This window comes from Mycobacterium fragae (genome assembly GCF_002102185.1).
In the GTDB taxonomy this organism is placed as follows: domain Bacteria; phylum Actinomycetota; class Actinomycetes; order Mycobacteriales; family Mycobacteriaceae; genus Mycobacterium; species Mycobacterium fragae.
Window position 1 is genome coordinate 75,007 of record NZ_LQOW01000016.1, and the last position, 24,128, is coordinate 99,134.

22 protein-coding genes are annotated in these 24,128 nt (G+C 67.4%); 6 read left to right on the forward strand and 16 right to left on the reverse strand.

Translation table 11 applies throughout. The features are described 5' to 3' along the window. Nucleotides 1-15: 15 nt before the first annotated feature. Nucleotides 16-783, reverse strand: coding sequence for an SDR family oxidoreductase (locus AWC06_RS08355; RefSeq protein WP_085196288.1), 768 nt, complete (start codon nucleotides 781-783; stop codon nucleotides 16-18). Nucleotides 784-888: 105 nt separating this feature from the next. Here AWC06_RS08355 and AWC06_RS08360 point away from each other — a divergent pair, with 105 nt between their 5' ends. Continuing rightward, nucleotides 889-1,236, forward strand: a complete 348-nt coding sequence (locus AWC06_RS08360; RefSeq protein ID WP_085196289.1) for a PE-PGRS family protein — start codon at nucleotides 889-891, stop codon at nucleotides 1,234-1,236. Between the two features lie 7 nt (nucleotides 1,237-1,243). On the opposite strand, the gene AWC06_RS08365 is transcribed toward AWC06_RS08360, so the two are convergent. From AWC06_RS08365 to dapB, 6 genes are read right to left on the reverse strand one after another with little or no spacing between them, the layout of a single operon-like run. Beyond that, nucleotides 1,244-2,065 carry an SDR family oxidoreductase gene (locus AWC06_RS08365; protein WP_085196291.1) on the reverse strand — a complete coding sequence of 274 codons (822 nt, stop codon included), beginning with the start codon at nucleotides 2,063-2,065 and terminating at the stop codon, nucleotides 1,244-1,246. After that, nucleotides 2,062-5,250, reverse strand: coding sequence for a carboxyl transferase domain-containing protein (locus tag AWC06_RS08370; protein WP_085196293.1), 3,189 nt, complete (start codon nucleotides 5,248-5,250; stop codon nucleotides 2,062-2,064). The genes AWC06_RS08365 and AWC06_RS08370 overlap by 4 nt, the downstream gene beginning before the upstream one ends. Next, nucleotides 5,247-6,773 carry a class I adenylate-forming enzyme family protein gene (locus AWC06_RS08375; RefSeq protein ID WP_085196294.1) on the reverse strand — a complete coding sequence of 509 codons (1,527 nt, stop codon included), beginning with the start codon at nucleotides 6,771-6,773 and terminating at the stop codon, nucleotides 5,247-5,249. Before AWC06_RS08375 ends, AWC06_RS08370 begins: the two co-directional genes overlap by 4 nt. Before the next feature lie 5 nt (nucleotides 6,774-6,778). Further along, nucleotides 6,779-7,234, reverse strand: coding sequence for a flavodoxin family protein (locus tag AWC06_RS08380; protein ID WP_085196296.1), 456 nt, complete (start codon nucleotides 7,232-7,234; stop codon nucleotides 6,779-6,781). Continuing rightward, nucleotides 7,231-7,686: a tetratricopeptide repeat protein gene (locus tag AWC06_RS08385; RefSeq protein WP_085196298.1), complete on the reverse strand. Its 456-nt coding sequence runs from the start codon at nucleotides 7,684-7,686 to the stop codon at nucleotides 7,231-7,233. The genes AWC06_RS08380 and AWC06_RS08385 overlap by 4 nt, the downstream gene beginning before the upstream one ends. Next, on the reverse strand, nucleotides 7,683-8,420 hold the full coding sequence (dapB, locus tag AWC06_RS08390) for a 4-hydroxy-tetrahydrodipicolinate reductase (protein WP_085196300.1): 738 nt from the start codon (nucleotides 8,418-8,420) through the stop codon (nucleotides 7,683-7,685). Before dapB ends, AWC06_RS08385 begins: the two co-directional genes overlap by 4 nt. A 115-nt stretch (nucleotides 8,421-8,535) precedes the next feature. On the opposite strand from dapB, the gene AWC06_RS08395 reads away from it, so the two are divergent. Continuing rightward, nucleotides 8,536-9,900: an HNH endonuclease signature motif containing protein gene (locus tag AWC06_RS08395; RefSeq protein ID WP_085196302.1), complete on the forward strand. Its 1,365-nt coding sequence runs from the start codon at nucleotides 8,536-8,538 to the stop codon at nucleotides 9,898-9,900. 7 nt (nucleotides 9,901-9,907) lie between these two features. On the opposite strand, the gene AWC06_RS08400 is transcribed toward AWC06_RS08395, so the two are convergent. From AWC06_RS08400 to aldR, 3 genes are all read right to left on the reverse strand, one after another. Further along, complete coding sequence (locus AWC06_RS08400; protein WP_085196304.1) at nucleotides 9,908-11,305, reverse strand: selenium-binding protein SBP56-related protein; 1,398 nt, start codon at nucleotides 11,303-11,305, stop codon at nucleotides 9,908-9,910. A gap of 47 nt (nucleotides 11,306-11,352) precedes the next feature. Further along, nucleotides 11,353-12,234: an alpha/beta fold hydrolase gene (locus AWC06_RS08405; RefSeq protein WP_085196306.1), complete on the reverse strand. Its 882-nt coding sequence runs from the start codon at nucleotides 12,232-12,234 to the stop codon at nucleotides 11,353-11,355. A gap of 90 nt (nucleotides 12,235-12,324) precedes the next feature. Next, on the reverse strand, nucleotides 12,325-12,840 hold the full coding sequence (aldR, locus tag AWC06_RS08410; RefSeq protein ID WP_211281930.1) for an HTH-type transcriptional regulator AldR: 516 nt from the start codon (nucleotides 12,838-12,840) through the stop codon (nucleotides 12,325-12,327). A gap of 96 nt (nucleotides 12,841-12,936) precedes the next feature. On the opposite strand from aldR, the gene ald reads away from it, so the two are divergent. Beyond that, the gene (ald, locus tag AWC06_RS08415) at nucleotides 12,937-14,076 is read left to right on the forward strand and encodes an alanine dehydrogenase (RefSeq protein ID WP_085196311.1); all 1,140 of its coding nucleotides are present in this window, start codon (nucleotides 12,937-12,939) and stop codon (nucleotides 14,074-14,076) included. Continuing rightward, nucleotides 14,057-15,493, forward strand: a complete 1,437-nt coding sequence (locus tag AWC06_RS08420; RefSeq protein ID WP_085196313.1) for an amidase — start codon at nucleotides 14,057-14,059, stop codon at nucleotides 15,491-15,493. Before ald ends, AWC06_RS08420 begins: the two co-directional genes overlap by 20 nt. 7 nt (nucleotides 15,494-15,500) lie before the next feature. On the opposite strand, the gene AWC06_RS08425 is transcribed toward AWC06_RS08420, so the two are convergent. The 5 genes from AWC06_RS08425 to AWC06_RS08445 all read right to left on the reverse strand — a co-directional run bounded on the left by AWC06_RS08425 (nucleotide 15,501) and on the right by AWC06_RS08445 (nucleotide 21,770). Continuing rightward, the gene (locus tag AWC06_RS08425; protein WP_085196315.1) at nucleotides 15,501-16,523 is read right to left on the reverse strand and encodes a nitronate monooxygenase; all 1,023 of its coding nucleotides are present in this window, start codon (nucleotides 16,521-16,523) and stop codon (nucleotides 15,501-15,503) included. 4 nt (nucleotides 16,524-16,527) lie between these two features. Beyond that, nucleotides 16,528-17,874, reverse strand: a complete 1,347-nt coding sequence (locus AWC06_RS08430; RefSeq protein ID WP_085196317.1) for a M16 family metallopeptidase — start codon at nucleotides 17,872-17,874, stop codon at nucleotides 16,528-16,530. Beyond that, entirely contained in the window at nucleotides 17,852-20,110 is a 2,259-nt protein-coding gene (locus AWC06_RS08435) for a polyribonucleotide nucleotidyltransferase (protein WP_085196608.1), read from the reverse strand. The genes AWC06_RS08430 and AWC06_RS08435 overlap by 23 nt, the downstream gene beginning before the upstream one ends. Before the next feature lie 306 nt (nucleotides 20,111-20,416). After that, a complete protein-coding gene (gene rpsO / locus AWC06_RS08440; protein ID WP_085196319.1) occupies nucleotides 20,417-20,686 on the reverse strand; it encodes a 30S ribosomal protein S15 in 270 nt (89 codons plus the stop codon). A 109-nt stretch (nucleotides 20,687-20,795) separates the two neighbouring features. Next, complete coding sequence (locus tag AWC06_RS08445; RefSeq protein ID WP_085196320.1) at nucleotides 20,796-21,770, reverse strand: bifunctional riboflavin kinase/FAD synthetase; 975 nt, start codon at nucleotides 21,768-21,770, stop codon at nucleotides 20,796-20,798. A 79-nt stretch (nucleotides 21,771-21,849) separates the two neighbouring features. Here AWC06_RS08445 and mntR point away from each other — a divergent pair, with 79 nt between their 5' ends. Then, nucleotides 21,850-22,548 carry a manganese-binding transcriptional regulator MntR gene (mntR, locus tag AWC06_RS08450; protein WP_085196322.1) on the forward strand — a complete coding sequence of 233 codons (699 nt, stop codon included), beginning with the start codon at nucleotides 21,850-21,852 and terminating at the stop codon, nucleotides 22,546-22,548. A gap of 80 nt (nucleotides 22,549-22,628) precedes the next feature. Here the strand turns inward: mntR and AWC06_RS08455 are convergent, their stop codons facing one another. After that, nucleotides 22,629-22,913 carry a hypothetical protein gene (locus tag AWC06_RS08455; protein ID WP_139819970.1) on the reverse strand — a complete coding sequence of 95 codons (285 nt, stop codon included), beginning with the start codon at nucleotides 22,911-22,913 and terminating at the stop codon, nucleotides 22,629-22,631. Nucleotides 22,914-23,036: 123 nt separating this feature from the next. Here AWC06_RS08455 and AWC06_RS08460 point away from each other — a divergent pair, with 123 nt between their 5' ends. After that, nucleotides 23,037-24,095: a helix-turn-helix transcriptional regulator gene (locus AWC06_RS08460; RefSeq protein ID WP_139819971.1), complete on the forward strand. Its 1,059-nt coding sequence runs from the start codon at nucleotides 23,037-23,039 to the stop codon at nucleotides 24,093-24,095. Nucleotides 24,096-24,128: the final 33 nt, after the last annotated feature.

Genomic DNA, 24,128 nt, shown 5'->3' on the forward strand with positions numbered 1-24,128 from the left:
CTCCCTTGTTCGGCCCTATTGGGCCCGAAATCCCTGCGCGGGGCCGAGGAGCAGACCGCCGTCGATGACCATCGTCTCCCCGGTGATCCAGCTCGCCGCATCGGACACCAGGAAGGCGACCGCGCCCGCCACATCGTTGGGCTCGCCGATCCGGCCCAGCGCGATGGACGAGGCCAGCGGATCCTCGTTGTCCTTCCACAGCGCCTCGGCGAGCCGGGTGCGAACCACGCCAGGGCAAATTGCATTGACCCGGATTCGCGGCGACAGTTCGAGCGCCAGTTGTTTGGTGACGTGGATCAGCGCGGCCTTGGTTGCGTTGTACATCCCCATGGCCGGCGATTGGTGCATGCCCCCGATGGACGCGGTGTTGACCACGGCACCGCCGTGTTCGCCCATCCAGGCCTTGACGACGAGCGAGGTCCACAGCAGCGGCGCCCACAGATTGACGTCGAAGATCTTGGCGAACCGCGCGTGGTCCTGCTCGATCAGCGGACCGTACGCGGGGTTGGTTCCGGCGTTGTTGACCAGGATGTCCACGCTGCCGAAGCGCTCCAGCGTGAGCTCGACGCAGCGCCGCGCGGCATCCTCGTCGACCGCGTGCGCGCCGACGCCCACGGCGTTACCGCGGACCTGGGCTGCGGCCTCGTCCGCGGACTCCTGCTTGCGGGCGGTGAGCACCACGTTGGCGCCGGCGGCTGCCAGCTGTTGGCACGTCGCGAGCCCGATTCCGCGCGAGGCGCCGGTGACAATCGCGGTACGGCCGGTCAGATCCAGTGCGGTCATTTCGGTATGCCTTCAGGTTGCGTTGGTCGCCGGCAAATCTTTGGCGCGATGTTTTGTACACGTGTGCAGGGGTATGCGAATGGAATGTTAGCGAAGTTAAACCTCATGAAACCACTGCTTGTGGCCGGGGCTGTCGCTGCAACGATCGCCGCACCGACGGCGGCCGCCGACGCCTACGCGACCGGCCCGGCGATGACCACCCCAGCGGCCACGCACGTCGTCTTCAAGGACGACCCACCGCCACCGCCCCCTGGCCCGGGCGGCGGCGGCTGCGACGTCAACGGGAACTGCGGCTCAGGAGGCCAGTTCACCGGGCCCGGTGGCGGCCCGGGCGGGCAAGGATGCGCCCCCGGCGTCGGCTGCGGTTTCGGCGGTCAGAACGCGGGCCCCGGCGGCGTGCCGGGCGGCCAGGGATGCCTCCCAGGCGTCGGTTGCGGTTCCGGACACGGATAGTCAGTCGTCATAGCGTCTCAGCTAGCAGGCTGCGCCGATAGCGGCGCATACCGCGCAGCCAGCGGTCGTAGTCGACGCCTTTCTGCCGGTACATGTCCAGCACGGTCGGATGCGGCAGGATCAGGAAGCGCTCCTCGTCGATCGCCGCCAGCACACTGTCGGCCACGTCGGCGGGCTCCAGCACGTCGCCGGACGCCGTCACCGCCCGGGTTGCCAGCCGGGCCAACGGGTCGTCGGATTCCCCCGGCGCATGCAGCAGCGTGGTGTTCACGCCCATCGGGCACAGGCAACTCACCCGCACCCCTTGGTCGCCGTAGGTGATGTTCAGCCACTCGGCGAAGCCGACGGCGGCATGCTTGGTGACCGAGTATGTCGCCGATCCCAGCTGGGTGAGCAGTCCCGCCGCCGAGGCTGTGCTCACGAAATAGCCCTCACCGCGCTCGACCCAGCCGGGCACCAGCAATTGGGCGGCGCGGATGTGTGCCCGCACGTTGATGTCGATGGACCGATCCCAGTCGGCCTCGCTGACGTCCAGGCCGGTCGCGCCGGTGATGCCGGCGTTGGCGAAATACAGGTCGACGGCGCCGAATTCGCGTTCGGCGAGGTCGATGAGCCGTTGTATCTGCGCGGTGTCGGCGACGTCCGCTTGGGCGTCGATGGCGGTGCCGGGCCGCTCGGCGTTGATCTCGTTAGCCGCTGCCCGCGCGGCGTCGGCGTCCAGGTCGGCGACCACGACCTTCGCATCCTGTTGCGCCAGTTTGGATGCCAGCGCGCGGCCGATGCCGTTGCCGCCACCGGTGACGATGGCGACCTTGTGCGCGACCTTCACAATCGATTCCTTCCGTCGCGAAAGAGCAGTCGGGTGATCCATGACCGCGAGTCCGCGGGGTCGATCACGTCGTCGAGCTCGAAGGTGGTGGCCGACGTGAGCGCCTTGCCGTGCTGATAGGCCGACTCGACCAGCTTTTCGAATAGTTTCTGACGCTCGGTCGGGTCGCTCACCGCCGCTAGCTCTTTGCTGAATCCCAGTCGCACGGCACCTTCCAGGCCCATCCCGCCGATCTCCCCGGTGGGCCACGCCACGGTGAATTCTGGGGCGTGAAACGAACCGCCGGCCATGGCCATCGCTCCCAGCCCATATCCCTTGCGCAGGATGATCATCCCGAACGGCACGGTCAACCGCGCGCCGACGATGAACAGCCGGCTCATCCGTCGAACCGCGCCATGAATTTCCGCATCCGGGCCGACCATGAATCCGGGAGTGTCGCACAGCGAAACGATCGGCAGGCCAAACGATTCGCACAACATTAGGAAGTCGGCGATCTTGTCGGATGCCTCGGCGTCGATGGCGCCACCCAGATGGTGGCTGCTGTTGGCCAGCAACCCGAACGGGGCGCCCTCGACGCGGATGAGCGCCGTCACCACCCCGACGCCGTAGTCGGCCCGCAGCTGCAGCACCGAGCCGACGTCGGCAACCGACTCGATCGCACGGTGCACGTCGTAGGCCCGTAATCGGTTCTCCGGCACCACATGCCGGGCCAATCGCGGGTCCGGGGCCTGCCAGTCCTCGACACGGCCCTGGAAGTAGGAGAGGTAGCGCTTGGTCAGCTCCACCGCGTGCGCGTCGTCACGCGCTACCAGGCCTACCACGCCGTTGCGCCGCTGCACGTCGATGGGCCCGATGTCCTCTGGCCGGTATTCGCCGAGCCCGCCGCCTTCGATCATCGCCGGCCCGCCCATGCCGATGTTGGCGTCGGGCGTCGCGATGATCACGTCGCACGTTCCGGCCAGCGCGGCATTGCCGGCGAAGCAACGTCCGGAGACCACCGCCACCAACGGCACTTTGCCACTCAGTGCCCCGAGCGCCCGGAACGTCGGCACATCAAGGCCTGCGACATTGTGGACGTCGGTGTCACCGGGCCGGCCGCCGCCGCCTTCGGCGAAGATCACCAGCGGGATACGTTTGCGCGCAGCGAGATCGAAGACGCGGTCGGTTTTGGCGTGGTTGCGCATGCCCTGCGTGCCGGCCAGCACGGTGTAGTCGTAGGACACCACCACGGCCTCGCCACCGTTGATCGTTGCCACTCCCGCGACCAGGCCATCGGCCGGGGTGTTGGCGATCAGGTCCTCCTCGGAGCGTCTGCTGCGTTGCGCGGCCACCGCCAACGCGCCGTACTCGACGAAGCTGCCCGGGTCGACCAGGTCGTCGATGTTCTCCCGTGCGGTGCGGCGATTCTGCTTGTGCCGCTTGGCGACCGCAGCCGGTCTGCCTTCGTCGAGGGTGAGCAGATGGCGGCGACGAACCTCGTCGAGATCGGCACGAGGCCGGTCGAGATCGAGGTCGGTGACCGCTTCGCCCTGCGCGCTCGCGCCCGTGCGGATGAAGACCACCAACGGGTCTCCGGTTCCGACGACCTGACCGGACGTCACCAGAGTCCGCACGGTGCGCAGCGCGTCCGGCGCGGTCAGCACGTGCTGCATCTTCATCGCCTCGAGGACCGCCAACTGTTGGCCGGCGCTCAGCTCCACACCTTCCGCCGCGATTTCGACCACGGTGCCGGCCAACTGAGCGCGCAGCACCTCCTCGCCCGGGTACAGCTCGAGCGGCGCGACGGGTAGTTCGTCGCGCCGCGACTTCGCGGCGCCGACGAGGCGGGCAAGGTTGTCGTCGACAAAGCTCGTCGTCGCCGCTCCCGATTGCAGCTGGCTATCCGACAGCACCTCGCGCAGCAGAGGGATGTTGGTGCGAACGCCTTCGATGCGGAATTCGGCCAACGCGGTCTGTGCCTTGCGCAGCGCCGCATCGAGATTCGTGCCGTGCACGTGGGTGATCACCTTGGCCAGCAATGAGTCGTAGCGTGGGCTCGGCGTCAGGCCGGGCCGCCCGTGAGTGTCGACGCGCACGCCGGGGCCAGTCGGCGGCGAGAATACCGTCAGGGTTCCGCTCGTGGGCAGGACGGACCCGTCGGCGTCCAAAGTCTCCATGTTGATCCGGCTCTGTATCGCGATGCCGTGCGCCGCCACCGGCTCAGGGGGCAGCCCCAGCTCGTCGAAGGCGGCCCCTCCTGCGATGGCCAGCTGCAGCGCTACCAAGTCCAGCCCGGTGGTTTCTTCGGTGATGGTGTGTTCGACCTGAATGCGCGGATTGACTTCGAGGAAGACGAATTGTTCGCCGGTGACCAGGAATTCAACGGTGGCCAGCCCGCGGTAGTCGGTCTGAGCGCACAGCCTTGCCGCGGCCTCGTGGAGCTCGCGGCGCAATGTGGCGGAAATGTTTTGCGCGGGTGCGATTTCGATGAGCTTTTGGTAGCGCCGCTGGATGCTGCAGTCGCGGTCGCCGAGTACCACTGCACGCATGGCCGGGCCCGCCTGTGCCGCGGCGATCTGCACCTCGATGTGCCTCGCGTTCCTCAGATACGCCTCGGCGAACACCGCCGGATCGCCGAAACCGAGTTGGGCCTCGGCGGCGCACTGGCGGTATGCATCGTCAATCTGGTCGGCGCGCTGGACTATTCGCATTCCCCGCCCGCCGCCGCCGGCCAGCGCCTTGATCACGATCGCGCCGTCCTGGGCGGCTGCAAATGCGCGCACCTCTTCGACGCTGCTCGGCCCGTCGGTGGCGGGCAGCACCGGGACGTCGGCCGCGCTCGCCGCACGACGGGCCGACGACTTGTCGCCGAACAGCTCGAGCGCGTCGGGGTCCGGCCCGACGAACGTGTAGCCCGACGCGGCGCACGCCCGTGCGAATTCGGGTTGCTCGGACAAGAAACCGTAGCCGGGATGGATCAGCCCGGCGCCGGACTTCTTGGCAGCCGCCAGTATCGCGGCGTGATCCAGGTAGGCGGCAGGACCGCTGCCGGACAGGCCGATCGCTTCGTCAGCCGCGTGCACGTGCGGGCTTTCGGCATCGTCCTCGGCGTAGACGGCGACCGTGGAGAGTCCCAATTCGGTTGCGGTGCGGACGATCCGCAGTGCGATCTCACCGCGGTTGGCAATCAGCAGGGTCGAGCTCATCGGAGCGGGTCGCCCCACTGCACCTGGTCGCGCAGCTGCCCCTTGAGCAGCTTGCCGCCCGGATTGCGCGGTAGCGGCTCGGTGACCACGCTGATGTACTGCGGAACTTTGAAGTCGGCAAGCTGCGTGCGGCAATGTTCCAGCACCGTCGCCACGTCGATCTGCTCGCCGACGAGCACCGCCCCGACCTTCTCCCCCATCACCTCGTCGGGCACGGCGAGCACACAGGCGTCGGCGACATTGGGCGCCGACAGCAGCGCGGCTTCGACCTCGACGCTGGACACGTTCTCCCCGCCGCGGTTGATGATGTCTTTGAGCCGGTCGATGATGTGCACCCGACCCGCGTCGTCGACCCGAACCACGTCGCCGGTGTGCAGCCAGCCGTCGATGACCGTGGCCGCGGTGGCCTCCGGCCGGTTCCAGTAGCCGGCCGTCACGTTGGCTCCGCGCGTTACCAACTCACCCTCGGCGGGATCGTCGCCGTAGGGAACCACGCCGAGGTCCACTGAGGGCACCGCATACCCCACCGAGTCGGCGTGATCGATCGCCTCCTCGTCGGGCAGCGCGGTCATCAGCGAAGCGGTTTCGGTCATTCCGTAGCCGTTGAATACCCGCGCCTCCGGGAAGGCATTCTTCACCGTTTTCACCAACGACGGCGCAATCGGCGCGCCTCCGTAGCCGACCCAGCGGACACCGGAAACGTCGGTGTTGCTGAACTCGTTGTGCCGCAACAGCAATGCGTATACCGCGGGCACGGTGACGATAGACGAGATCCGCTCGGTCGATAGCGCCGAAATCAGTCCGGGGAGGTCCAGCGCGGGCATGATCACCGAGCTGCCACCGACGTAGGTCGCGGCCAGCAGCTGGGAGTTGCAGCCCGTCACATGAAACAGCGGCACCGAGATGAGGGTGCGGAACTGCTCGCCGAGATCCCGTGGCTGGCCCAGCACGCGGACCATGTTCTCGGCGTTGGTCAGAAACGCCTCGTGGGTGGTCGGCACGCCTTTGGGGCGTCCGGTTGTGCCCGAGGTGTAGAACAGCGCGGCGATGTCGGCGCGGTCAAGTCCGTCGACGACATACGGTTCGCCCTCGGGCAGCGGGGTGTCGGCGGCCAGATCGACTCGGGCGCCGGCGTCGGACAAAACGAACGCGACCTCGGGCTCAGCCGAGCGGGTGTTCACCGGCACCGCGACGCCGCCGGCCATGATCGTGCCCCAGAAGGCCAGCACCCAGTTGACGCCTGCGGGGTAGCGCACCGCGACCCGTTCGCCTCGCTGCAGGCCGCTGTCCCGTAACCCGCCGGCCACTTTCGCGGCGCGGTCCCACAACTGCCGGTACGTCAGGCGATCGGCGCCGAGCTCGATGACGGCTTCGCTGTCCGGCCGGTTGTCGACGTGCTCGGACAGCATCTCCAGCAGTGTGGCCGGCAACTCGTCGTAATGTGGAATTCCGTTGCGGTCGCGGGAAACACCCGTCGTCGCGAACGGGTTGGCATCGCGCGAAATCTCGGTTACCGCAGTCATGTTCCTCACCCCATCAGTGTCGCGGCCAGCGTGCCGCCCAGCTCGTAGGCACGCTCTCGGACCCCGGCGTCGATCGCACCGGTGACCTCCAGAACATCGGCGGCTTTTACCAACGACAGGCCCGTGGCCACCTTTTCCACCGCTGTCGCCGCGCCCACGGTGTCATTGTTGCCGTGCACCCACAGGCCGTAGGGGCGACCGGCCACATGATCCAAGCTCGGGTAGTAGACGGTGTCGAAGAAATGCTTGAGCGCCCCGGACATGTAGCCGAGATTGGCTGTCGTGCCGAACAAGTAGCCGTCCGCGTCGAGTACGTCGGGGACCGTCGCCGCCAGAGCAGGCCGGGATACGACTTCCACACCCTCGATGTCGGGGTCGTTTGCCCCCGCGAGCACGGACTCGAGCAGTTCGCGCGTGGCCGGTGACGGGGTGTGATGAACCACTAACAGCCTCTTGCTCATTGGCGACCTTGCAGCTCGACGGCTGTCTTCATCGCTTCGCGCGCGCGACTCCGATCCCCGGCGTAGTCATAAGCGCGGGCCAGCCGATACCAGCGCCGCCAATCGCCGGGGTCGCTGCGCAGTTCGGTGCGCACCGTGTCGAACAGGGCGTCGGCCGCGTCGCGGTCGACGCGCCCGGAGGGCCGTCGCGGCAGCGCGCTGACATCGAGTTCCATCCCGTCTTCGGCGGCCATCCGGGCCAGTCGCTGATGGACGAAGCCGGCGCGCAGCGTGGCAATCATTGCCCACAGGCCGATGGCGGGCAGGATCAGCAGCGCCACGCCGAGGGCGATGGCGACGGTATGCCCGGAGCCGATCATCAGCACCGCGGTCCGGCCGAGCAACGCGAGGTACACCAGCAGCGCCACGCACATGAACGCGATCATCAGCTGGATGCGCACGGTGTTGGTCATTGCAAGTTCAGTAGCGATTCAATGCCGACCGTGAGGCCGGGGTGTTCGGCGACGCGGCGGACCGCCAGCAGCACGCCGGGCACGAACGATGCGCGGTCGATGCTGTCGTGCCGAATGGTCAGGGTCTCCCCGGCCGTGCCGAACAGCACTTCCTGATGGGCCACCAGCCCGGCCAGCCGCACCGAATGCACCGGGATGCCGTCGACGTCGGCGCCGCGGGCGCCCGGCAAGCTCGTCGTGGTGGCATCGGGGTTGGGCGGCAGGTCTTTTCGGGCCTCCGCGATCAGGGCCGCCGTGCGCGTTGCAGTGCCCGACGGCGCATCGGCCTTGTGCGGGTGGTGCAGTTCGATCACCTCGGCCGACTCGTAGAACGGTGCGGCCTGCTTGGCGAAATGCATGGACAGCACTGCTCCGATCGCGAAGTTGGGCGCGATCAGCGCGGAGACCCCCGGTTTGGCGGCCAGCCAGGACCGCACCTGCTGGAGCCGCTCCTCGGTGAAGCCGGTGGTTCCGACGACGGCGTGAATCCTGTTGTCGATCAAGAACTTCAGATTGTCCATCACGACGTCGGGGTGGGTGAAGTCGATGACGACCTCGGTTTTGTTCTCGGTCAGCAGGCTCAGCGGATCACCGGCGTCCACTTCGGCGGACAGGGTCAGATCGTCGGCGGCCTGTACCGCCGCCACCATCGTCGCGCCGACTTTGCCTTTCGATCCCAGCACTCCTACCCGCATGGTCCTCACCCTAGACCGGGCCCGTCGTGTCGGAGTTGTCCACAGTTCGCGGTTTATCCACAGCCGAGGCGTATCGGGTCGCTTTTTATCGGACTCGGCCAATAAGCTTTCGAACATGAGTTCGACTTGCGTGACTGCACTGCCGGAGGTGGCTTCCGCCTTCGACGCGCTTGATGCAGCGGTGGCGACGGTCGGCGAGTTGAACCTCGACAACTACGAGCCCGCGGTTCGGCTGCGCGCACTGGAGCGCCTGGAAACCGCCCGTCGCCGGCAGGCAGTGGCTAGCCACGACATCGTCGCGGGCCTGGCCAAAGAGGATCCGGCCGACATCGGCGGCCCGGTGCACAGGGTGATCGCCGACTGGCTTCGGATCACCCCCGCAGAGACACGCCGCCGGATGCGCAACGCCGGCCAGCTCGCCCCGCGGACCACACTCACCGGCGAGACGTTGCCGCCGCAATTGCCGGCCACAGCCGAGGTGTGGCGGTCCGGCCAGCTCGACGAGCAGCATCTGCGGGTGATCCAGACATTCGTCCGTGACCTGCCGGTGGACACTTCTGTCGACACGGTTGAGCGCGCCGAGCGCTTCCTGGCCGAACAGGCGACCGCACTACGCCCCGACCAGTTGGAGAAGGTGGCGAACCGGTGTGCCATCACCATCAATCCCGACGGGAAATTCTCCGACGAGGACCGTGCCCGCCAGCGCGGCTTCACCTGGTCTGGCCAGCGCGCCGACGGGATGAGCATCGGCAAGCTCGTCGCGTCGCCCGAACTGCGGGCCAACCTGGATGCCTGGATGGCTCGCTTCGCCGCGCCGGGCATGTGCAACCCGGACGATCAAACCCCTTGCGTCAAGGGCGAACCCGACCAGGACATTGCAAGCAAGGACTTACGTAGCCATGCCCAGCGTCAACACGACGCGCTGAACGCACTGGTTCGCGGCCAGCTGGGTGATCCGAAACTCGGTGTGCACAAAGGGTTACCGGTAGCGGTCGTCGTGTCGACGACTCTGCAGGAACTGACGGCGGCCGCCGGCCAAGCGGTCACCGCCGGCGGGACACTGCTGCCGATGCGCGACGTCATCCGGATGGCCAGTCACGCATATCACTACCTGGCCGTGTTCGACGAACATCAAAGCCGTCCACTGTATCTCGGCCGCACTCGAAGAATAGCGTCGCCGGATCAGCGCATCGTTCTCTACGCCAGGGATCGCGGCTGCACCGCGCCCGGCTGTGACGTGCCCGGTTATTGGTCGGAGGCCCACCATGACGACGACTGGGCCCACGGCGGCCTGACCGATGTCGACAAGCTGACTCTGGCCTGCAAACCCGATCACAAGATGACCGAGAACGGTTGGCGGACAATCAAACTCGAAAACGGCGAGACGCAATGGATTCCGCCGCCCCACTTAGATCACGGCCAGGCCAGAACCAACGACTACCACCACCCCGAGCGATACCTGCCCGAGGACGACCCTTAGCGGCGCACTACCGGTGGCAGTAGGAGTCCGACGATGCGTCCCCGCCTTGCAACCGAACCTGGTGCACCCGCAGGCCCCGGAAGTCCTCGCCGTGCGGGAAGAACCGCTCGTCGATGCGCAGCCCGCCGCCGGCGTCCGGGTCGGTGTCAACCTTCGCCATCCAGGAGCCAACCCCGTCCGGGAAGAACTGGTCGTCCCACGCGCCGTAGAGCGAGTTCGTCATGTAGATGCGCTTGCCGTCGCGGCTCACCTCCACCATCTGCGGGCCGCCGGCCAGCGGCTCCGATGGCGCCGCCGGGTGGGCTACCCGGCCGGTGACCCCGCCCAGCCGCACCGAGCCGGTCTCGACAGGGTGCGCCGGGTCGGACACGTCGTACTGCTTCAATTCCCCGGTGGCCCAACATGAGACGTACAGGAAGCGGTCGTCGACCGAGAGATTGATGTCGGTGACCAACGGCGGAACCGCACCGAACGGCTGCAGCGCCGGTGGCAGCGCGCTGGCGTCGGCGGGCTCGGCCGGGATGGTGATGACCTTGTCAGCGGTCCAGCGATCACCGTCGCGATACCAGCGCCACACCGATGCCGACAGGTCCTCGGTGCTGACCACCACACCGACAAACCCCCACGCGGCCTGCGGGTCATGCGACGGCCGCAGCTCCAGCGCCATCTGATACTGCTCACCCAGGTCGACGGTCTGTTGGTGGCGGCCTTCCGCGAGGTCCCAGAAGTGGATCGCGTGCCCATACTTGTGGCCAAGCAGCAGGTCGGGTTGCAACCCGTTCTCGATCATCGAGGGCGTGCCCCACTCGCTGGTGATGAGCGTGTTCTGCCCGAGGTGCCACCACGCGTCATAGGACAGGTACTGCGGACCGCGGTCGGTCTCCCACGCGCGCAGCACGTCGAAGGTGTCGTGGTCGAGCAGGGCGATGCCGCCCGGGCCCTCGTCGCCGCCGCCGTTTCCAAGGCAGGACAGGAAGATGCCGTCCGGGCCGCAGTGCAGCGTGTGCGGCCGGGAATAGCCGGCTTTGGCCGCCAGCTCGGCGGCGTCGATCGTGCGCGAAAGCGTCGGCTGTGCGGGATCGGGATGGGTATCGAAAACATGCACCCGCGACGACCGCAATCCGGGCAGCAGCAGATAGCGCCGCTGCAACCCGTCGGTGTGGTGCCCGGCGTGCGCGAGCGCGCTGCTGCAGGCGTTCCAGCCGAAGTGATGCAGCTCGTCGCCGCGGGTCGGCAGGTCGGCCCACCCCGCGACGCGTCCGTAGCTGTCGGACGCCGGGTCGACGTCGATCACGGTAAGCGCATCGGGTCGCTCGGCGGTGCGGTCGAACGCGACAACGTAGGCCAGCTTCTCCGGCGGCGCCGCGATGGCGTCGGCGGCGGTGCGGTAAAAAGTCGGGTCCATAGCGCATCGACTATATGTCGCCCAGACCTCCACGAGCAGGCGTTTGGTCAGGCCTGGCCGCCTACCACCCCGTCGATCCATTCGCCGGTCAAGCGGGCGATGACGTCGGGTTGCGAAGTCACCACCCAATGGCCGCCGCTGATCGGAACCACCCTGCCGCCCACCGGGATTGAGCCGGTGAACCGTTGCAGAGCGGGGGTGACGAAGATGTCCTTGCTCGGCGCGAGCACTTGGACCGGCACGCGTGTCTGCGGCAGCTGCGCGCCTGGCGCCAGAAACGGCTTGGGCATGTTGGCCCGGTACAGGTTGAGCCCGTTGAGATAGTCATCGAGCGACCGGTGTGACCCGCGGGGCTGACCGAGGTCGCTCGACCGGCCGATGCGTTCCGAAGCCTCAACGACTTTCACGCCCAGGCCGGAACGAAATACCAGTTCGGGCAGGCCAGGGCACAAAAAGAACCAGATGTACCAGGACGCCAGCAGCTGCTTGGCCACGTCGGCAACGCCGCGCGCAGTGCGCAGCGAACGCAGGAACTTGCCCGCGTAGTTCAGATGCGGCCCCGAAATCGAGGTGAACGAGGCGAATTTGCGCATCGCCGCGGCGTCGGTGACCGCTGCCCAGGCCTGAATCGAGCCCCAGTCGTGTGCCAACAGGTGCACCCGGTCGCCGCCCAGGCTGTCGATCACCGCCCCGATATCGGAGATCAGCTGGCCGAACCGGTAGCCGGATCGGCCCGCCGGGCGTCCCGATTCGCCGGCACCGCGCACGTCGTAGGCGACGACGTTGTAACGGTCGGCGAGGTGCTCGGCCACCCCGTCCCATACGTGGTGGTTATCCGGGTAGCCATGGATGGCCAGGACGGTTGGGCGCTTCGGATCGATCGCGGTGTAGGCGTGCACGGCGAGAGTGATGCCGTCCGACGCGGTCACCGAACTGTGAGTAGGCACCTTGGACTCAGTGTGACCGTGACCATCGCAGCAGCCTAGCCAGTACCGCCGGTATCGGGGAAACCCCGGCGGCTAAATCGGCGCCGCTCCCCGCAGGTGCTCGAAGATCAACGACGTCTGGGTGCCCGCGACGTCGGCGTCGGCGTTGAGGTTCTCGACGACGAAGGAGCGCAGGTCGTCCGTGTCGCGGGCGGCGACATGCAGGATGAAATCGTCGGCGCCCGCCAGGAAATACACGTCCATGACTTGCCGCCGTCGGCGGATCTGCTGGATGAAGTCACGGATCCGACCGCGGGCGTTGGACTGCAGGCTGACCGAGATCATCGCCTGCAGCGGCAGCCCGACGGCGGCCGGGTCGATGTCGGTGTAGAAGCCGCGGATGACGCCGAGGTCCAGCAACCGCCGGACACGGCCGTGGCAGGTCGAGGCGGCGATCTCGAGCTCGGCGGCCAGGGCGCTGTTGGTGATGCGCGCATCGCCGTGGAGCAGGCTGAGGATTTTACGGTCCACGTCGTCAAGATCGGCGGGCCGAAGATCCTTCGGGGAGGGGCCCGAAGGAGGCGGCGTCTCCGAGGATTTAACGGTCATAGCGCGACGATATCGAAATGTCATCGCGCTGCAAGCATCGCTGTCGAAGTTTCTTCACAATTGAAGGAGGTCTTACTTCCGATTCAAGGGGCGATCATGCAAGTCGGAATTCCCACGGAGACCAAGAACAACGAGTTCCGCGTGGCTGTCACCCCATCCGGCGTCGCCGAGCTGACCCGCCGGGGCCATGAGGTGCTGATCCAGGCCGGCGCCGGCGAGGGCTCGGCGATCGCCGACAGCGATTTCAAGGCGGCGGGCGCGCACCTGATCGACACCGCCGACGAAGTGTGGTCCGAGGCCGACCTGCTGCTCAAGGTGAAGGAACCGACCGCAGCCGAGTGCGCCCACTTGCGACGCGGCCAGACCCTGTTCGCCTTCCTGCACCTCGCCGCCTCGCCCGCTCTGGCCGAGGCCCTGCTGGCATCGGGAACCACGTCGATCGCCTACGAGACCGTGCAGACCGCCGACGGCGCGCTGCCGCTGCTGGCGCCGATGAGCGAGATCGCCGGGCGGCTGTCTGCTCAGGTCGGCGCGTATCACCTGATGCGGACTCGCGGTGGCCGTGGCGTGCTGATGGGTGGCGTGCCCGGCGTCGAGCCCGCCGATGTGGTCGTGATCGGCGGTGGCACCGCCGGATACAACGCGGCTCGGGTCGCCGGCGGCATGGGGGCCACCGTCACGGTGCTCGATGTCAACATCGACAGGCTGCGCGAGCTCGACGCCGAGTTCACCGGCCGGGTGCAGACGCGCTACTCCTCGGCCTTCGAGCTGGAGGACGCCGTCAAACGTGCCGACCTGGTCATCGGAGCCGTCCTGGTCCCGGGCGCCAGGGCGCCGAAGATGGTATCGAATTCGCTTGTCGCACATATGAAACCGGGCGCGGTGTTGGTCGACATCGCCATAGACCAGGGCGGCTGCTTCGAGGACTCGCATCCGACCACCCACGACGACCCGACGTTCGCTGTGCACGACGCGATGTTCTACTGCGTGACGAACATGCCGGCTTCGGTGCCGAAAACGTCGACGTTCGCGTTGACCAACGCGACGATGCCTTATGTCATCGAGCTCGCCGAGTACGGCTGGCAAGCCGCCTGCCGGTCGAATCCCGCACTGGTCAAAGGGCTTTCCACTCACGACGGCGCGCTGCTATGCCAGCAGGTGGCCGACGACCTGGGTTTGCCGTTCACTGACCCGGCCGGCGTGCTAGACAAGCCGCGTGACTTCACTAGCCGATGACACCCGATGGATGGACGCCGTCGACCAGGCTGCCCTGGTCAAGAAGGGTGAGGTAACGCCGCTGGAGCTGCTCGAAGCGGCAATCGAACGCATCGAGCGCATCGACCCGGTGCTCAACGCAGTCGTGATCCGCTGGTTCGACCACGCCCGCGACACGGCCCGCGGTGATATCCCCGACGGACCGTTTCGCGGCGTGCCGTTTCTCCTCAAGGACCTGTTCGCCGGTTACGCCGGCCAACGCATCACCAACGGCAACCTCGCCCTCAAAAACGAGAACGTGATCTGCGACGCGGACACGACATTGGTCAGCCGATACCGGGCCGCCGGTTTGGTGATCGCCGGGCGCACCAACACGCCCGAACTCGGCAGCGTGCCGACCACCGAACCGGTCGCCTGGGGCGCGACCCACAACCCATGGGACACAAGGCGTTCCCCGGGGGGATCCAGTGGTGGTGCCGCAGCCGCGGTCGCCAGTGGCATGGTCCCGTTCGCGCACGCCAGCGACGGCGGCGGCTCGATTCGCATCCCCGCATCGTGCTGTGGACTGATCGGCCTGAAGCCCAGCCAGGGCCGCATCACGCTGGGCCCGATCCGCGACGAAACCGCCCTGGCCGTCGAGCTGTGCGTCAGCCGCACAGTGCGCGACACGGCGACACTGCTCGACGCGGTTCGGGGACCCGGCATCGGCGACACGGTGATCGCGCCGGCTCCGTCGCGCCCGTACATCGACGAGGTCGGCGCCGATCCGGGCCGGTTGCGCATCGGCCTGCTCGACCATCATCCACAAGGAGGACCCGTCGCACCCGAGTGCACGGCCGCCGCCCGGTCGGTCGCCGCGTTGCTCGAGTCCCTCGGTCACGCGGTCGAGCAAGCGTGGCCCGAGGCGCTCGAGGACACGACGTTGGCCCACCGCTTCGGCGCGCTGTGGAGCGCGAACATGGGCGTCAACCTGCGGCGGTTCGAAGAACAGCTCGGACGACCATTGGCCGACAACGAGTTCGAGCCCATGAACCGGGTACAAGCCGAGTTCGCCGCGCGCGTCAGTTCAGTTGACTACGCGCTTGGGCTGTCGGCCGTCAGCCACTTCCGTCGCGCGGTGCAAGCCTGGTGGGCCGACGGCTGGGATCTGTTGCTCACACCGACCGTGGCCGAGCTTCCGCTGCCGCTCGGCACGATCACCAACAACCCGGATCATCCGATGGATGCCCAGGACCGCGCGGGCCAGTTCTGCCCGTTCACCCCGCCGTTCAACATGAGCGGCCAGCCGGCGATCAACGTGCCGGTCGAGTGGACCGACAGCGGGCTACCGGTCGGCGTGCAGCTGGTGGCCGCCTATGGGCGCGAGGACGTTCTGCTGCGGGTGGCCAGCCAGCTGGAGGCCGCCAAGCCGTGGGCGCACCGAACGCCACCGGTGTGAAGCAAGGTCACACCGCCCCGAGCGTCTTGACGATGTCGGCGGCCTTACCGGGGCGGGCGGCGCCAAATCCCGTTCCCGCCCAGAGGTTGGTGCCGTGCGGGTCCTCCGCCGCCACTGCGGCCGCACGAATCGGCGAGGTCATCTGGTTGACCTCCGGATAGCCCAGCGGCGCAACCTCATCGAGCAGCCGGGTGAAGTCGTTCTCCAGACCGCGCGCATACCGGCCCGAGAATGCCCGAGTGACCAGAGTGGCGCCGAACTGTGGATTCTGCAGAGCGGTGCGGTGAGCGGGGTTGGTCCCCGCTTCGTCGGACAGCAACAGCGCGGTCCCGATCTGAGCGGCGACGGCTCCCCTGCGCAGTACGCCCTCGACGTCCTCCGGGGCAGCCAAGCCGCCGGCCGCGACCAGCGGAACGTCGTGTTTGGCCCGGATCTGGTCCAGCAGTTCGCCCAGTGACTCGGTGCCGGGGCGCATATCCGGAGCGAACGTGCCCCGGTGGCCACCGGCGCCGGGGCCCTGCACCACCAGGCTGTCGGCGCCCGCGGCCAACGCCACGCCCGCCTCGTAGGCCGAGGTAACGGTGACCATCACCAACAGCCCCAGTGCGCCCAACCGCCGCATCACATCCGGCGACGGGGCGCCGAAGGTGAACGACACCACCTCGGGCCGGACATCGGCCACCACCTCGAGCTTTTCCTGCCAGCCGTCGTCGTCGCCGAAACGCGGCCGGCCCACCTCGACCTCGTAGTGCTCGGCAAGCTCGTCGAGCGCCTCCGCGTAGTGGTCCAACTGATAGACGTCGGCGACACTGGGTTGCGGCACAAACAGATTCACACCGATCGGACCGGTGGTCGCGGCGCGCGCGGCGGCGATATCGTCGGCGAATCGGTCCGCGCTCAGGTACCCAGCGGCGACGAAGCCAAGGCCGCCCGCATCGGAGACCGCCGCCGCCAACTCGGGCGTACCCGGGCCACCCGCCATCGGCGCACCCACGATGGGCACCGCGATGTCCCAGAAGCCCAGTACCATGGCACTACTGCACTATCGCCTGAAGTTGTTGCGGCACAGATCTTTTCGACCTATACGGGCCGAGAACGGCGACGCCGTAGGGCTTGCCCAACAGCCGGCGGGCCACGGCATTGACCTCATCCACGGTGACCTCGTCGAGCTCCTTGAGCGTGCGGTCGATACTTCGATGCTCAGCGTAATTGAGCTCGCTGCGGCCGATGCGGTTCATCCGCGAACCGGAATCCTCCAAGCCGAGCACCAGCCCCCCGCGCAGCGAACCCTTGGCGATTCGGCACTCCTGCTCGGTGATGCCGTCACGCGCCACCGACTCGAGCACCGCAGTGGTCACGCGCGACACTTCGGCGAAACGCTCGGGCAGGCATGCGGCGTACACTGACAGCGCGCCGCTGTCGGCGAACATGTCCAACGACGAGTAGACCGAGTACGCCAGCCCGCGGGATTCCCGAACCTGTTGGAACAGCCGGGAACTCAAGCCTCCGCCGAGCGCGCTGTTCAACACCGTCAGCGCCCAGCGATGCTTCCAATGCCGGCCCGGCGTGCGGACGCCTAGGCAGACATGGGTCTGCTCGGCTTCCCGGTTGACCACGGTGAGCCGCGGTCGCCCGGTGATACGGCCGGTCCCCTTGCGCGGCGGTACCGGCCGCCGGCCGCGAACCAAATGCGGTCCGAAGTGCTCGCGCACCAACGCCACGACGTCGTCGTGGTCGACGTTGCCGGCGGCTGCGACGACCATCCGCTCCGGTGTGTAGCGGCGTACGTGAAACGAGTGCAGCTGACCGCGTGTCATCGCCGCCACCGATTGCGCGCTGCCGATCACCGGACGTCCCACCGGATGGTCGCCGAACAGCGCCGCCAAGAACACGTCGGCCAGCGTGTCCTCGGGATCGTCGTCGCGCATCGCGATCTCCTCGAGCACGACGTCGCGTTCCAGCTCGACATCGTCGGCGGCGCAGCGCCCGTTGAGCACCACGTCGCCGACCAGGTCGACGGCCAACTCGAGATCGTCGTCCAAGACGTGCGCGTAGTAGCAGGTGTGCTCCTTGGCGGTGAACGCGTTCAGCTCACCGCCAACGGCATCCACCGCCTGCGCGATGTCCACGGCCGTGCGCGTCGGGGTGGATTTGAACAGCAGATGCTCCAGGAAGTGCGCGGCCCCCGCCACGCTGGCACCCTCGTCGCGCGACCCGACACCAACCCAGACCCCGACCGACGCCGAGTGCACCGCGGGAAGGTGCTCGGTTACCACCCGCAGGCCCCCCGACAGGGTGGTGCGGCGAAACGCGGCGGCGGGCTCGGCGCCATGCCGGCCGCGCCGCAGCGCGCCGCTCTTAACTACTGGCCGTCGCGGCATCGGCTCCCGCGGCCTCGCTGTCGGCATCGCCGTCATCCGACTCGGGAACGAGCACCAACGAAATCTTGCCGCGCTTGTCGATGTCGGCGATCTCCACGCGCAGCTTGTCGCCGACGTTGACGACGTCCTCGACTTTGGCGATGCGCTTGCCCTTGCCGAGTTTGGAGATGTGCACCAACCCGTCACGCCCGGGCAGCAGCGACACGAACGCGCCGAAGTCGGTGGTCTTGACCACGGTTCCGAGGAACCGCTCCCCGGTCTTGGGCAGCTGCGGGTTGGCGATCGCGTTGATCTTGTCGATGGCGGCCTGCGCCGACGGGCCATCGGTGGCGCCGACGAACACGGTGCCGTCGTCCTCGATGGAGATCTGCGCGCCGGTCTCCTCGGTGATGGCGTTGATGATCTTCCCCTTGGGACCGATCACCTCGCCGATCTTGTCCACCGGCACCTTGATCGTGGTGACCCGCGGGGCGTACGGGCTCATCTCGTCGGGCTTGTCGATGGCCTCGGCCATCACCTCCAGGATGGTCAGCCGCGCGTCGCGGGCCTGTGACAGCGCACCGGCGAGCACCTGCGAGGGGATGCCGTCGAGTTTGGTGTCCAGCTGCAGCGCGGTGACGAAGTCCTTGGTGCCGGCGACCTTGAAGTCCATGTCGCCGAACGCGTCCTCGGCACCGAGGATGTCGGTCAACGTGACGAAGCGACGTTCGGTGCCACCACTTTCCAGTTCGACGTCGTCGGATACCAGGCCCATCGCGATACCGGCCACCGGCGCCTTCAGCGGCACTCCGGCGTTCAGCAGCGCCAGCGTCGACGCGCATACCGAGCCCATCGAGGTGGAACCGTTGGAGCCCAACGCTTCTGAGACCTGACGGATCGCATACGGGAACTCCTCGACACTCGGCAACACCGGCACCAGCGCCCGCTCTGCCAATGCGCCGTGCCCGATCTCGCGTCGTTTGGGCGAGCCGACCCGGCCGGTTTCCCCGGTGGAGAACGGTGGGAAGTTGTAGTGGTGCATGTAGCGCTTGGAGGTCTCCGGCCCCAGCGAGTCGATCTGCTGGGCCATCTTGACCATGTCCAGGGTGGTCACCCCGAGGATCTGCGTCTCGCCCCGCTCGAACAGCGCGCTGCCGTGTGCCCGTGGCACCACCGCGACTTCGGCGGACAGCGCGCGGATGTCGGTGATGCCGCGGCCGTCGATGCGGAAGTGGTCGGACAGAATGCGCTGGCGCACTAGCTTCTTGGTCAGCGCGCGAAACGCCGCACTGATCTCCTTCTCACGCCCGGCGTAGGTGTCGGCCAGCCGCTCGAGAACTTCGGCCTTGAGCTCATTGGTGCGCTGGTCGCGCTCGGCCTTGCCGGAGATCGTCAGTGCGGCGGACAGCTCGTCGGTGGCCACCGAGGACACCGAGTAGTACACGTCGTCGCCGTAGTCGGGAAACACCGGGTATTCGTCGGTCGGCCTGGCAGCGGCGTCAGCGAGTTCCTGCTGCGCGGCGCACAGCTTGGCGATGAACGGCTTGGCGGCCTCCAGGCCTTGCGCCACAACGGTTTCCGTCGGCGCCTGGGCACCGCCGTCGATGAGTTCGACGACGTTCTCGGTGGCCTCCGCTTCGACCATCATGATCGCGACGTCGCCGTCGTCGAGTACGCGTCCGGCGACCACCATGTCGAACGTGGACCGTTCAGTCTGCTCGACGGTCGGGAACGCCACCCAGGTGCCGTCGATCAGCGCCACCCGGACCCCGCCGACGGGCCCCGAGAACGGCAGGCCACCCAGCTGGGTGGACGCCGACGCGGCGTTGATCGCCAGCACGTCGTAGAGCTCGTTGGGGTCCAGGCTCAGGATGGTCACCACGATCTGGATCTCGTTGCGCAGGCCGTCGACGAACGACGGGCGCAGCGGGCGGTCGATGAGCCGGCAGGTCAGGATCGCGTCGGTGGACGGCCGGCCCTCGCGGCGGAAGAAGGAGCCGGGTATGCGCCCGGCAGCGTACATCCGCTCCTCGACGTCGACGGTCAGCGGGAAGAAGTCGAAATGCTCCTTGGGACTCTTGCTGGCGGTGGTGGCCGACAGCAGCATGTTCTCGTCGTCGAGGTAGGCGACGACGGCGCCGGCGGCCTGCAGGGCCAACCGACCGGTTTCAAAACGGATGGTGCGGGTGCCGAAGCTCCCGTTGTCGATGGTGGCGGTCGACTCGAACACGCCTTCGTCAATTTCAGCTACAGACATGGACGTCCGTGCGGCCTCTCTGGGTTTATTCAGCTGTTTCGCGTAGTAACGCATACAGCTGCCAGCGCCTGGATGCGGCTACGGCCATCGATCGAAGCGGCCGGACTGTGCCCCACTTTCTGGGGGCCCGGCCGCCACTACCGAGGACCGCTCGATACAGGCTTGGCAGCTCCTGTCATGACTCGCTGGGACGGTCCGCGCGGATCGCGCGAACCGCACCTGCTCGGGCCGAATCCGGCCCAGAACGTCCCCACTCTACACGCCGACCAGGCAGTTCCTAACCGCAAGGGCGACGCCGGGTCTAGGTCAGCGACGCAGACCCAGTCGGTCGATAAGCGAGCGGTAGCGCTCCACATCGATCTGGGCCACGTATTTGAGCAGACGCCGCCGCCGGCCGACCAACAGCAGCAATCCGCGCCGCGAATGGTGGTCGTGCTTGTGCACCTTCAGATGCTCGGTCAGGTCGGCGATCCGCCTGGTCAGCAGCGCGACCTGCGCCTCAGGGGACCCGGTGTCGGTTTCATGCAGGCCGTAGGAGCCCAGGATTTCCTTTTTTTGCTCGGCTGTCAGCGCCACGAACTATCTCCATCAATCGGTCCGCGATCAGGTTTGAGGGCGCAGCCACCGCGAACTGCAGCACGCGCCGTGTCGTCGGGCAGTCTAGCAGCGGGAGTCTCCCGGCAGCTCATCCCGCAGTCAGCAGGGCCCGCGCCCGGTCGGTGTCGGCGCCCATCGCGGCGATGAGGTCCTGCACCGATCCGAACCTCTCCTGCCCGCGGATACGGGCGACGAAGTCCAGCGCCACGTGTTGCCCGTAGAGGTCGGCGTCGGTGTCGAGCACGTACGCCTCGACGGTGCGGGTCCGCCCGGAGAAGGTCGGGTTGGTGCCGACCGATACCGCGGCCCGGTAGCGCTCGCCCGGCACCACCGTGCCGCTGGCGGGACCATGCCCGAGGACGGTGAACCAGGCCGCGTACACGCCGTCGGCAGGGATAGCCGAGTACATCGGCGGCGCGACGTTGGCGGTCGGGAAGCCCAGCGCCTTGCCGCGCCCGTCGCCGCGCACCACCACGCCCTCGACCCGGTGGGGGCGGCCCAGCGCTTCGGCGGCGGCCACCACGTCGCCGGCGTCCACGCAGGACCGGATGTAGGTCGAGGAGAACGTCACGGTCTCGCTGTCGTGGTGCTCGGTCACCAGCGACATCGACTCCACCGCGAACCCGAACCGCTCGCCGGCCCGGCGCAGCGTGTCGACGGTTCCGGCCGCCTTCTTGCCAAACGTGAAATTCTCGCCCACCACGACTTCCACCACATGCAGGTGTTCGACCAGCAGTTCGTGGACGTAGCGTTCGGGCGTCAGCTTCATGAAGTCGCTGGTGAACGGCATCACCAAAAACACGTCGATGCCGAGCTCTTCGACCAGCTCGGCTCGCCGCGCCAGCGTCGTCAGCTGTGCCGGATGACTGCCGGGGAAGACGACCTCCATCGGGTGCGGGTCGAACGTCATCAGCACCGTGGGCACGCCGCGCGTCCGGGCCGCCTTCACCGCGTGGGCGATCAGTTCGGCGTGCCCGCGGTGCACGCCGTCGAACACTCCGATCGTGAGCACGCATCTGCCCCAGTCCGTGGGTATCTCGTCCTGGCCCCGCCACCGCTGCACAATCGCAAGCCTACGGCGCAAGGTGACCCCCGGAGATGCGCGAGCCCCAGATCAGGTGAGGATTGCATAAACTTCCGTTGTGCCCCCTGACGAGCCCAACGAGCTCACCGCGGTTGCCCAGGACTACTTGAAGGTCATCTGGAACGCGCAGGAGTGGTCGCGGGAAAAGGTCAGCACCAAGATGCTGGCCGAGAAGCTCGGCGTGTCGGCGAGCACGGCCTCGGAATCCATCCGCAAACTCGCCGAGCAGGGCCTGGTCGACCACGAGAAGTACGGCGCGGTCACATTGACCGAGTCGGGGCGTCGGGCGGCGCTGGCGATGGTGCGCCGGCACCGGCTCCTGGAGGCCTTTCTGGTCAAGGAGCTCGGTTACAGCTGGGACGAGGTGCACGACGAGGCAGAGGTGCTCGAGCACGCGGTCTCCGACCGGCTGATCACGCGTATCGACGCCAAGCTGGGGTTCCCGCAGCGCGACCCACACGGCGACCCGATCCCGGCCTCCGACGGACAAGTGCCCACCCCGCCGGCCCGCCAGCTGTGGGCATGCCGCGACGGTGACGCCGGCACGGTGGCACGGATCTCCGATGCCGACCCGGAGATGCTGCGCTACTTCGACAGCATCGGCATCAGCTTGGACTCGCGGCTACGGGTGCTGACCCGTCGGGAGTTCGCCGGGATGATCTCGGTGGCCATTGAGTCGGCAGTGTCCGCCGACGGTGCGCCCACCACCGTCGACTTGGGCAGCCCCGCCGCCCGGGCGATCTGGGTGGTCGCCTAAGCCGCGAGCGGACCCAAAATCCCCCGAAACCACGCGTTTTGGGGGATTTTGCGTCTGCTCACCAATGGCTGGGCCGACGGCTAGGACCTTATCTCGGTGAGGATGATGGCGGTTGGGGTCCCGGTCATGACGTTCGACGCGTCGGCTGATGTCCACACGTTCTCGCGGAGGAAGGTACGGAAATCGTCTGCGGCAGAGGTCGTTTCGAATTCGAGGTCGATGACCACGTGGTGCGGGTCGCCGACTGGCTGGCCGAGGCGAACCTGTGTGACGCCGGCTGCCTTGCGCTGTGGCTCGAACGCATTGAATACCTTGAGCCAGGTGTCGAGGTCATTGACACCGTGTTCGATGTGCAAAAGGGGCATTTCTCCTCCGATCATGGCTGAGTTGATGGGCCAACGTTAGGAGCCCCGGAACGGTCGCCGGTATCCCTAATTTCTGGGGTATTGCGCCAGTTTCGGGTATGTTGAACCGCTACGCTGCGGTCGGTGAGAAGCCGCTACCGCACTGTGCGCGAGCAGATCAGCGCCTGCTGCGCCGGCCCGCTCGATGACAGGGCGTTTCGGGCGGCGACCCTGGATGCCCTTGGTGTGGCGGTGCCATTCGATGCCTACGTGTGGGTGCTCACCGACCCGGTGTCCGCAGTGGGCGTTTCACCGCTGGCGTATCTGCCTTCATTCGATATGCGCCGGTTACCGCGACTCATCCGCGCCAAATACGCCACGGCGATCAACCGCTGGACCACACTGCACGGCTGTGTCAGCCTCGTCGCAGCCACGAAGGGCCGGCTTTCCGAGAGCCGGCTGTGGCGTGTCGGCAGCGAAACGCTGAGGGTGGCCGACATCGCTTCGATGGTGCTGCGAGACCGCCACGGGTGCTGGGGATTTGTTGACCTATGGCGCTACGACGGGCGGCCCTTCAGTGACGAGGAGTGCGCGTTCGCCGCCACGCTGCTGGCGATGATCACCACAGCGCAGCGTGCTCGGGTGGCCCGCATGTTTGAGCCCGCCCACGACCAGCCGTCAATCGCTCCGGCGTTGGTGCTCTACGACGACGACCTGAACGCTGTTGGTGAAACCCCGGCCGCGGAACCCAGCTTCCGACGATTGCTGCCCACTCAATCCGGCGACTCACCGGTGCCGGCGGCCGCATTAAACGTCGCCGCGCAACTACTCGCCGCCGAAGAGGGCACCGATACATCGCCGGCGACGTCGCGGGTGCATGCCGGCGGGGCTGCGTGGCTTGCCCTCACCGCGGCACGGCTGCAGGCAGGCAGCCCGGGGATGCCACCGTCGGTCGCCGTCACAATTGACCCGATCACCGTCGCAGAACGGCTGGATGTCTTCAGCCGGGCCACCGGACTGACTACGCGCGAAACCGACGTCCTCGTCGAGCTGTCGCACGGAAACTCCACTCGCCACATCGCGCGCAATCTGAGTATTTCCGAATTCACCGTGCAGGAGCACCTCAAGGCGATCTTCGCCAAATCGGCCACCGCCAGCCGCGCCCAGCTGGTGGCCCGGGCCTGCGGAACCGCAACTACCTAGAATGCGGATCCGGCTTCGACGAGTTCGCTATGC

Excerpts from the sequence above, each read along its gene's own strand:
- AWC06_RS08355 (WP_085196288.1), bottom strand. The coding sequence starts at position 783 with ATGACCGCACTGGATCTGACCGGCCGTACCGCGATTGTCACCGGCGCC.
- AWC06_RS08360 (WP_085196289.1), top strand. The coding sequence starts at position 889 with ATGAAACCACTGCTTGTGGCCGGGGCTGTCGCTGCAACGATCGCCGCA.
- AWC06_RS08370 (WP_085196293.1), bottom strand. The coding sequence starts at position 5,250 with ATGAGCTCGACCCTGCTGATTGCCAACCGCGGTGAGATCGCACTGCGG.
- AWC06_RS08375 (WP_085196294.1), bottom strand. The coding sequence starts at position 6,773 with ATGACTGCGGTAACCGAGATTTCGCGCGATGCCAACCCGTTCGCGACG.
- AWC06_RS08380 (WP_085196296.1), bottom strand. The coding sequence starts at position 7,234 with ATGAGCAAGAGGCTGTTAGTGGTTCATCACACCCCGTCACCGGCCACG.
- AWC06_RS08385 (WP_085196298.1), bottom strand. The coding sequence starts at position 7,686 with ATGACCAACACCGTGCGCATCCAGCTGATGATCGCGTTCATGTGCGTG.
- dapB (WP_085196300.1), bottom strand. The coding sequence starts at position 8,420 with ATGCGGGTAGGAGTGCTGGGATCGAAAGGCAAAGTCGGCGCGACGATG.
- AWC06_RS08395 (WP_085196302.1), top strand. The coding sequence starts at position 8,536 with ATGAGTTCGACTTGCGTGACTGCACTGCCGGAGGTGGCTTCCGCCTTC.
- AWC06_RS08400 (WP_085196304.1), bottom strand. The coding sequence starts at position 11,305 with ATGGACCCGACTTTTTACCGCACCGCCGCCGACGCCATCGCGGCGCCG.
- aldR (WP_211281930.1), bottom strand. The coding sequence starts at position 12,840 with ATGACCGTTAAATCCTCGGAGACGCCGCCTCCTTCGGGCCCCTCCCCG.
- ald (WP_085196311.1), top strand. The coding sequence starts at position 12,937 with ATGCAAGTCGGAATTCCCACGGAGACCAAGAACAACGAGTTCCGCGTG.
- AWC06_RS08425 (WP_085196315.1), bottom strand. The coding sequence starts at position 16,523 with ATGGTACTGGGCTTCTGGGACATCGCGGTGCCCATCGTGGGTGCGCCG.
- AWC06_RS08430 (WP_085196317.1), bottom strand. The coding sequence starts at position 17,874 with ATGCCGCGACGGCCAGTAGTTAAGAGCGGCGCGCTGCGGCGCGGCCGG.
- AWC06_RS08435 (WP_085196608.1), bottom strand. The coding sequence starts at position 20,110 with ATGTCTGTAGCTGAAATTGACGAAGGCGTGTTCGAGTCGACCGCCACC.
- AWC06_RS08455 (WP_139819970.1), bottom strand. The coding sequence starts at position 22,913 with ATGCCCCTTTTGCACATCGAACACGGTGTCAATGACCTCGACACCTGG.